Source organism: Bacillus salipaludis (genome assembly GCF_004358205.1).
This window is the reverse complement of sequence record NZ_SMYO01000049.1, coordinates 1-8,127: the sequence shown is the minus strand read 5'-3', so window position 1 is coordinate 8,127 and position 8,127 is coordinate 1. Positions and strand designations below refer to the sequence as shown.

Sequence of the window (8,127 nt, the reverse complement as noted above, 5' to 3'; positions counted from 1 at the left end):
GTCTCCTCGGAGATGGACTTTCACCATCTGGGATTCAGTATCATCATCATCAACCAGTCGTTTCACCGAGATGACGTCTCTGTCAGATAATGAAAAGAAGAGTGTCGACAGATCAACACTCCATGCGACTGCCCGTCGCACAAAAAGGGACCGCCGCAGCCATCCCAATCTTTAACTCTTGCACCCGTTACTTTAAGTACAATTTTTCACAATCTGTTTATTAAAAGTAAGCTCAAAAAGGCGATTGCATGTATAAGCATCTTCCCATATTACAATCAAAAATAAATAATTAAACCATAAAATAAACGAATTAGTAATAATTAAACTCTGTCAAATGCTTTTGGCGGTGATTCCAACCACCCTTTTTCAATCATGATATTTGTAGCGTCATCGATAAATAAAGTAATATTTATGAGATTTCTTCCCGTACAAAAATCCCATATCCCTTCTTCCATTTACCGCAAGTGAGTTCCCAAAAGCCCTTATCTTCATTGAGAACATGTCCACTTTATGAAATAACATTATTTTATCTGAAAAAGGTGGATATGTAGATGTTGTAACTAAATGGTCAATGTATGACGGTGATTGCAGGTGTTCTGTCTGAAGTTTTTCCATATACTGCTTAATTGACTTATTAGTCATGTCTAATCCACGTTTAAATAACGCCTTTATCTTTTCATCTCTAACTGTCTGATAAAATCCCAATAATAATGCCTTACTTGCTGTGTTATTCTCAATGTTATCATAAAGATGAGTAATCTCTAATGCATGTAAAGGTCGGACATCTCCAACAAAACCATTTAAGTAACTTTGTTTTTGAATAAAATCAACTGTTTCTGGTGTTGGAATAATAGGAGGTTTTGCGATATACCTTTTTACAGCTAATACATTATTAATTTGCCCTAAAAGGATCGCTACACAATTATTAAGATAAATAAAAAATTCTCTTATATCCTCCCTCATTTGTATTGGAACTGCTACTGCGTAAAGGCTAAGCCCTGCCTTAGCCACATATTTTAAATAATGAACATAAAATTCATCTTCGTATAAACGCGGGGCACCAAGATTTACATCCTCCTTAGTAAATCCTACAGGTATAGGGAAATTATCTTTTTTAAAAATTTCTTCTATTTTCTTCATAAAGTCCTTTGATAAGTCTAAACCATTTTCTAATAGTTTCTTTATATTTTCCTCCTCGCAATGTTGAAGAAAATAACTTAAAATTTGAAAGGACATACTGTTTCCCACATAAGTCGCCCAAAGTTTTCCCATTTCAACGGATGTTAATGGTTGGTTCTCGTCAAATGCTTTTGAACTAAAATCAATTGGTTTTATAACATCCATTGGATTTAAAGTATCCATTATTAATCTCCCTTTTCCCATATTTTTGTTTAGGATTACCCTCGGAAAATAATTTAATTCAAACTAATCTACCATTTAGTTGAACAAGAAAAGGGGATGCCACCGGGACAAATGACGATCCATAGTAATATTTAGAGAAAAGGAATTTATTTCTGCTATCGGAGGACTTTGGATCGGCTTTTTCATACGTACCAGACATTTTAATCCCATTTTTACGCCAATAGCGAAAAGAAAAGGAAAGGAAAATTAAAAAAGAGACAAGAAGGTAGTGCTAACCGTTGTAGAGATTTTTTTGCCTTCGTTTATAAACGAACTCTTTAAAGTTGTTGTTTTTCTTAAGAAAAGAGCACATAATTTTAATATTAATTTACGCGATGTCATCGGTTTTTATTTAATATTCCATAATGAACCCAGTATCCTACAAGTTTTATACACTCAGATATCATATGATTCCAACCGGCAAGACTATCCCACCAAAAATATGTGGTATATTCCGGAACAAACGCGGCGCAGTAAGTTAATCTTATACCGAGTTATAATATACCTTATCAAAAATATATTTTACTCTTCTCATGTGGTAAGAGGATGAAGCTACTATGGCTGATTGGAAGTTATACTTATGCATAATGTCTTTGGTGTAAACTGCATTTCCGTAAGTGCTTTGTGCACGAAACTCGGGAATAATTAATTTTTTAGGAACACCATAACTTTCAAGCCATTCAATTTCCTGTTTTGCAGATTTCGTTGATGGTTTAGTTCTTGTTCCTCCGTCCGATATGATAATAACAGGAGCAAAATGTTCCTTATATAACATACTTGCCTCTTTAGCTCGTTCTGTCCAACCGCCGCCGAGCATAATGATAGCACCGGATTTTATAGGGGGCTGATTCACAATAAGAGAAGATCCCGCTAAAATTAATAAACAAAATATACAAATAATCAAATAGAAAACTGTTCTCCATGACTTAAAAACAAAGAAAATTTTATTGGAATGCATCATTCTAGTTCCTTTTGGTCTATCCAACAAGAAAAACAATAACTACTAATATACGTTCTATTTTCAATTGTCAAAAGAGCCTCTATTTTGATTTCTTTATGCCTGGAGCATTTCTTTTTTGAAGCCATTGTAGCACCCTCTTTTTTACCATTTAACCTATTTATTCTTGATTATTCTCTAATTCCCCTGTTAATCCAGCATCATTTTTAATTCTTGCCTTTTTTGGGGTACGACCGCATCCCCATCAAGCTAAGGCAAATCATTATCTACAAAATGAAAAAAACGCTATTCTTTCTGTTATATGATAGAAAGAATGGTGTTTTTATATGTAACGAGGTTTCAAATGAACTTACTCTGTTTTTTTAGGATCTTTGTTCCTACAAGCTCTCCAACTGCATTTTTGAGGAGAATATACATATATTGGTCTAACTTAGTGTTGCTGTTAAATAAAGTTTAATCAAAAATTCCTCACAAACCAGTATTTTATGATAAACAAAAAGAATCCATTTTGAAAAAAGTTTGATCAAAATGGATTCTTATCCAGCAGATTTAAATTTCGGTTTTATAAAAAAGTTTAATCATTTTCTACTTGTGTTGCTCCACAATCGCGCCCTATTCTGGAATACTAAAACATGAACTTATTTTATATTTTTGACCGTTGTTTATTCATTGGGACCTTTTTTATTTTTAGCTAGGCGGTCTCTTACTTTTTTTAATCTATCACGATAAGAAATAATGTCTACGCGAGCCTTCTCAGCTTCAGGGGCAATTGGTCTTATCTTTTCCAACTCCCAGTACTCAACAATAACATCTAATACCTGGTCAAAATACTCAAGAGGACCATAATTCGCTTCTTTTGCGATAGTGCCCATTCTTTCTTCAAAGTCAGGCATTACTGTTCCAGGCATTTGAAAGTTTTTAAGAACATGACCCAGGTAATAGCAATAATTTGGTTCTATTTGCAAATGGAATTTTACTACGTCGCGATAGAATGCATAGTGTAAAATTTCATCTTTAGCCAATCTTCTTAATAGAGAAGATAAATCTTTGTCGTGTGAACCGGCAACTTTGGCTACGTTGTTGTAAAATACCATTGTCGCAAGTTCTTGAAGTGTTGTATATACCATTGTTTCAAAAGGGGTATGAAAATCAGGCGACCAACCACCCTCAACGGTTTGTTTGTGAAGTTCGTGTAATCGCTTAGGGTCTACGTTTCGTGTAATAAGTAAATAATTTTCAAGTAGATTAGAATGTTGATCTTCTTCTGCTGTCCAAGTATGAACAAAGTCAGTGATAACTGATAAACTACCTTTAAATGTTTGTTCCAAGTGAGAAGTAAACCAAGGCAAATTAACTTCAGTAAGTAAGGCTGTTTCAACAGCGATAATTACGCCACTAGGGAGAATAACTTGGCTCTTATCCCAGGGTAATCTTCTAAAATCTTGAGCTTTATCCCATGGCAGAAACTCATAATAACCCCAATCTATTTTTGCAGAGCGAACTTTGTGTTGCTCATATATTTCTTTAATTTTAGCTTCTAATCGAAAATCCAAGTGGTTAGTTAGCAAATTGGAAAACTCCCTTGTTCTATATATATTCTAATTATATCAATATTATCTTAAAACACTCCTTAACAATCTGGCCCTTTTATGGAATAACATAACAAACGTTTTTAAACAACAGAAATGAAAATGTGTGGCTACTGTCAAAAAGCATGCTTTTTGACAAACCCATGATTTACCGTAAACAGTGTGTCAGAAAGCTTAAAATTATAATTTGCAATATTTCATTTCTTATAGACACTTTATGACACATAAAAGAACGTCGAACCTAACCGAACTTATCCCCTTAGTGTTGAGGGATTCGGATATTTTGTGTTTGAGTATCCTTAACGTTGTAAATCTGCGTTTTGCTGGCGGTACTCCTTTAATGAAAAAAGCGAATATTAAATTGAATCAAAGTGCTTCATTTTGGTACAAAAGACGAACAATTTTTTGTGGCATATCTTAATTATTAGGGTATTCGAATTATCGTGTAGAATACCCTATTTAAACAGATAACACCTAACATACTATAAATCGGATAATAGTGTGGAATCCAATATGAAAATTTCCACAAAAAAAAGATGGATAAAAAAGTAAAAGAAGTAGCTTGATTGGTTGGAGTTAGGTATTCACACACTACTCACTATGATCAGATTGGATTATTGACTCCAAAATAAACACCGATTTTGGCTATAGGGTACCGTGAATTTACAACGCTAAGCCCATTTTCAAGTTGATTACCTCATAATCAACTTGTTGTGTTTTTCTTCGGGTAAGACTATATTTTCATCCAGTGAGACTCCTCGGGGGGACCGCATCAAATCTTTCCTTTAGACATAATCAATATACAGTGATCAGCATCACAATCACACGCCATATATTGTGTTAATGTGATAGAGGGGTTAACAAGATACATAATTAAAAAGTCTAAAAGAGAGGTTTGTACATGTTCCAAAATACGATTGACATTATTAACCAATTCACTTCACTAAAAGAAAACAAGCAAACAGATTATCTCAGGCATGAGAATAGTAATTATGTTTATTCCTTACCACTCTTAAGGCATAATTTAACGAATCATGCGGAGGAAGAATTTCTTTTTAATCACATTCTTCCACCAAAAATAAAAGAGTTATATGATGAGGGAATTGTCTATGTGCACGATAAGCAGCTTGCACCATATTGTGTATCCATTAGCTGTATGGACATTGCTACAAAAGGTATTCCGTCGCTGGCAAAAAATATGATCTCCTCCAAACCAACTAAGCGGATTTCAACTTTATTACGGCATTTTAGTAATGTTGTTACATTAGTATCACAGCAGGTCTCAGGTGCAGTCATGCTAGCACAACTATCAACCATTGTAGCTTCTTATTTGTTTGATGAGGAAAGTCGTGGCATTACATACACAGATGAAGAACTCGTAGAACTGTTTCAAAGTTTCATCTGGGAACTCAATATGCCACTTAGATCTGGGGCACAAAGTAGCTTTTCCAATATTACATTAGAGTTCGGGAAACCATCTGAAGAAATAAAAGATCAATATGTCGTCATCGGTGGTGAAGGACGAAATATACAATATAAGGATATCTCGGTAATTTACTTTGACCGCATAAATCAAGCCATTATTGATGTGATGAAAAACGGGACAGGCAGTGATGGGATTCCTTTTACTTTCCCATTATTAACAGTGCAAATCGATGATCATTTTAATTACCAAAACCCATTATTTATCGAGCTATTGGACAAAATGTATCATTGGGGTGGTGTGTATTTTGAGAACTTTAAAACAAAGCCATTTGAGGATTCATATTACAAAACATTAAATCCGCTAATTCAAGCAAAAGATCCAGAAGTAAGTAGAAGCCTCTGCTGCAGGTTGCAAATCAACTTAGAGACACTATCCAAAGCTGGCGGTGGTGTTTTCGGATCATCAACAGGTTCCACAGGTGCTGTACAAGTGCTCAATTTAAACATGAATAGAGTGCTTTTGGAATTCGGACATGACATGGATCTTGTCAAAGTGAAGATACGTGAATACATGGAAATCATGCAGGAAGCTCACATGGAAAAGAGAAAGTGGATTGAACAAAACAAGGAATTATACCCGACTTTCTTTGCCTTTAATAAAGACTTGAAAAACTATTTTAATGTGTTCGCCCTTACTGGTATGAATGAGGGCCTCATAAATTTGGGCTATAGGGATGGAATTAAAGATAAAGATGGAAAAATGATTGCTCATGAAATTATGCAATACATGACAGAGATTGTAAATGAATTTATTGTGAGAGATAAAGTGGCATGTGGAATTGAGTATGCCCCTGCCGAAAATGCTGCCATCAAACTTGCACGCCATGACCTTAAATGGGCAAAAGCAAATAATCGAGAAATCTTTGTGCAAGGTGAAGGAGAAAATCCCTACTTGACCAGTGGTTGTATGACACCATTTTCTGAAGAGGATTTCCTAGAACAATTGGAAAACAGTGCTGAATTCCAAGGCTACGCTACGTCAGGCAGTGTATTACACCATTTTCTTGAAGCTAAAGTAAAGCCAGAAGCCTTAGCAAAATACTTGGATAAAATATTTGATAAACCGATTAATTATATTACATTGACACCAACTATTACGTCTTGTATGAGTTGCGGTCAGAAAATTATTGCTGAAGATGCCAAGAACATTCATCATTGCCCTGTCTGTGAATCAGAAGACATTGCGACGTTCAGCAGGGTTATTGGTTATTTGAAAATGATCTCCAGAAATAATATACATGTTGATGATAAGGGATATTATGAAGGGAAATATAACTTTTGGTCGAAAGCAAGAAGACATGATTGGACGATTAGAAAACGATTAAAAGAAGATGTGTTGAAGGAGGTTGTTCACCGTCAATTAGCGGTGAATACACAATGAAATTATACAATAACTTTATTCGCACATTTACTGATTTGCCTAATCATACGACATTATTGATTCATTCGTTGACAGGCTGTCCCCTTCATTGTTTTGGCTGTCACAATTATGATGAGATAATTGCCAACACACCAAAAGAATATAAGACCACAGATGATTTATATGACTATTTGAAGAAAAGCAGCTTTTTATTTGATGCCGTAATGTTCAGCGGTGGCGAATTTCTGATTAATCCATTAAATGAAGTGCGTGACCTATTGCAACAAGTGAGGGCACTTTTTGATGGGAAAATAATTGTAACAACTAGCGGAGTATATTACCAAAAATTGCGAACTTTATATGAAGAAAACCTTGTTGATGGAGTCCATATCGACATGAAGTTGCCATACCATGTGTTGGATATAAAAGAAGATGCACAGATATATAAAGATATTATGGGAATCACACCAAGCAAAGAACTTGTTGATCAATTAATCGCAAGTGTTGAAGCAGTTATTGAACATAACTCAATCTTAGACCAAGTTCGAACAGTGCAATATCCATTACTAGATGAGGCATTTTTTACAGAGATAAGGCATTTTGTTGAGGAAAGAAAAGCCTATCATGGGAGCATTGTGCCTTATTTCTTGAATGAATTTGTTTATCCAAGGAGTTAATAGTAAACACATAAGTCTCGCGGATCATCCATATATGTACGATGATTGCGAGACTTTTATCATGGGCACCGTCAGAAAAACGGGCTTAGAGTTATAACCGCATTTTCTGAACGGTACCCCTATTAGTAAATAATCAATACAACAAAGGAAATGAAATAATGACAACTAATATGCTCAATCTACCAAGTTTTAAAATTCTTGATATGAAGGAGAGCGTATATGATTACAGGTTCTTGGTTGAGACTACTTTACCACCTCCCTCTTATTGTCCAAAATATGGTACGGTTGCTAATCTATACAAGCATGGTAAAAAGGAACAGTTATTCTTTGATTTGCCGATGCATGCAAAACGAGTGGGAATCTTCGTCAAAAGACAACGGTACAAATGTAAGGAATGCGGGTCTACCTTCTTTGAAAGCCTTCCAGGCATAGATGAAGGGCGATCAGTCACTAATAGACTTATAAATTGGATTCAACAAGCAAGTCTTGAAAAGAGGAGCCCCCTCAATTGCTTTCCTAATTGGGCAAACGATATTATATTTTTTCATGATTCTACGAATTTTTTTCAAATTGAAGACACACTGAAATTGACCCGCCAATGTCATTTTGATTTGACGTGCCCCTTTCTTACGACTTTTAAAGTGAAAAGCCTTTAAG

General features: G+C 35.0%; 4 protein-coding genes and 3 pseudogenes. 3 read left to right on the top strand and 4 right to left on the bottom strand.

Annotated elements, in window-relative coordinates; all coding sequences use genetic code 11:
* Window positions 1-320 precede the first annotated feature (320 nt).
* The 3 genes and pseudogenes from E2K98_RS29465 to E2K98_RS29450 form a co-directional block, all read right to left on the bottom strand.
* A pseudogene (locus E2K98_RS29465) lies at window positions 321-1,344 on the bottom strand (DUF3231 family protein).
* A 541-nt stretch (window positions 1,345-1,885) separates the two neighbouring features.
* Entirely contained in the window at window positions 1,886-2,362 is a 477-nt protein-coding gene (locus tag E2K98_RS29460; protein WP_133340455.1) for a YdcF family protein, read from the bottom strand.
* A 659-nt stretch (window positions 2,363-3,021) separates the two neighbouring features.
* Entirely contained in the window at window positions 3,022-3,927 is a 906-nt protein-coding gene (locus tag E2K98_RS29450; protein WP_133340453.1) for an acyl-ACP desaturase, read from the bottom strand.
* Window positions 3,928-4,849: 922 nt separating this feature from the next.
* Between E2K98_RS29450 and nrdD the strand changes: the two genes are divergently transcribed.
* From nrdD to E2K98_RS31935, 3 genes and pseudogenes are all read left to right on the top strand, one after another.
* Window positions 4,850-6,814, top strand: coding sequence for an anaerobic ribonucleoside-triphosphate reductase (gene nrdD / locus E2K98_RS29445; RefSeq protein ID WP_133340451.1), 1,965 nt, complete (start codon window positions 4,850-4,852; stop codon window positions 6,812-6,814).
* Window positions 6,811-7,470 (top strand): 4Fe-4S cluster-binding domain-containing protein, encoded by a 660-nt coding sequence (locus E2K98_RS29440; RefSeq protein WP_133340449.1) that lies wholly within the window; start codon window positions 6,811-6,813, stop codon window positions 7,468-7,470. Before nrdD ends, E2K98_RS29440 begins: the two co-directional genes overlap by 4 nt.
* 158 nt (window positions 7,471-7,628) lie before the next feature.
* Window positions 7,629-7,856 (top strand): annotated as a pseudogene (locus tag E2K98_RS31935) (transposase family protein); the annotation flags it as partial.
* A 123-nt stretch (window positions 7,857-7,979) separates the two neighbouring features.
* On the opposite strand, the pseudogene E2K98_RS29430 reads toward E2K98_RS31935, so the two are convergent.
* Window positions 7,980-8,127, bottom strand: a pseudogene (locus tag E2K98_RS29430) (transposase); the annotation flags it as partial.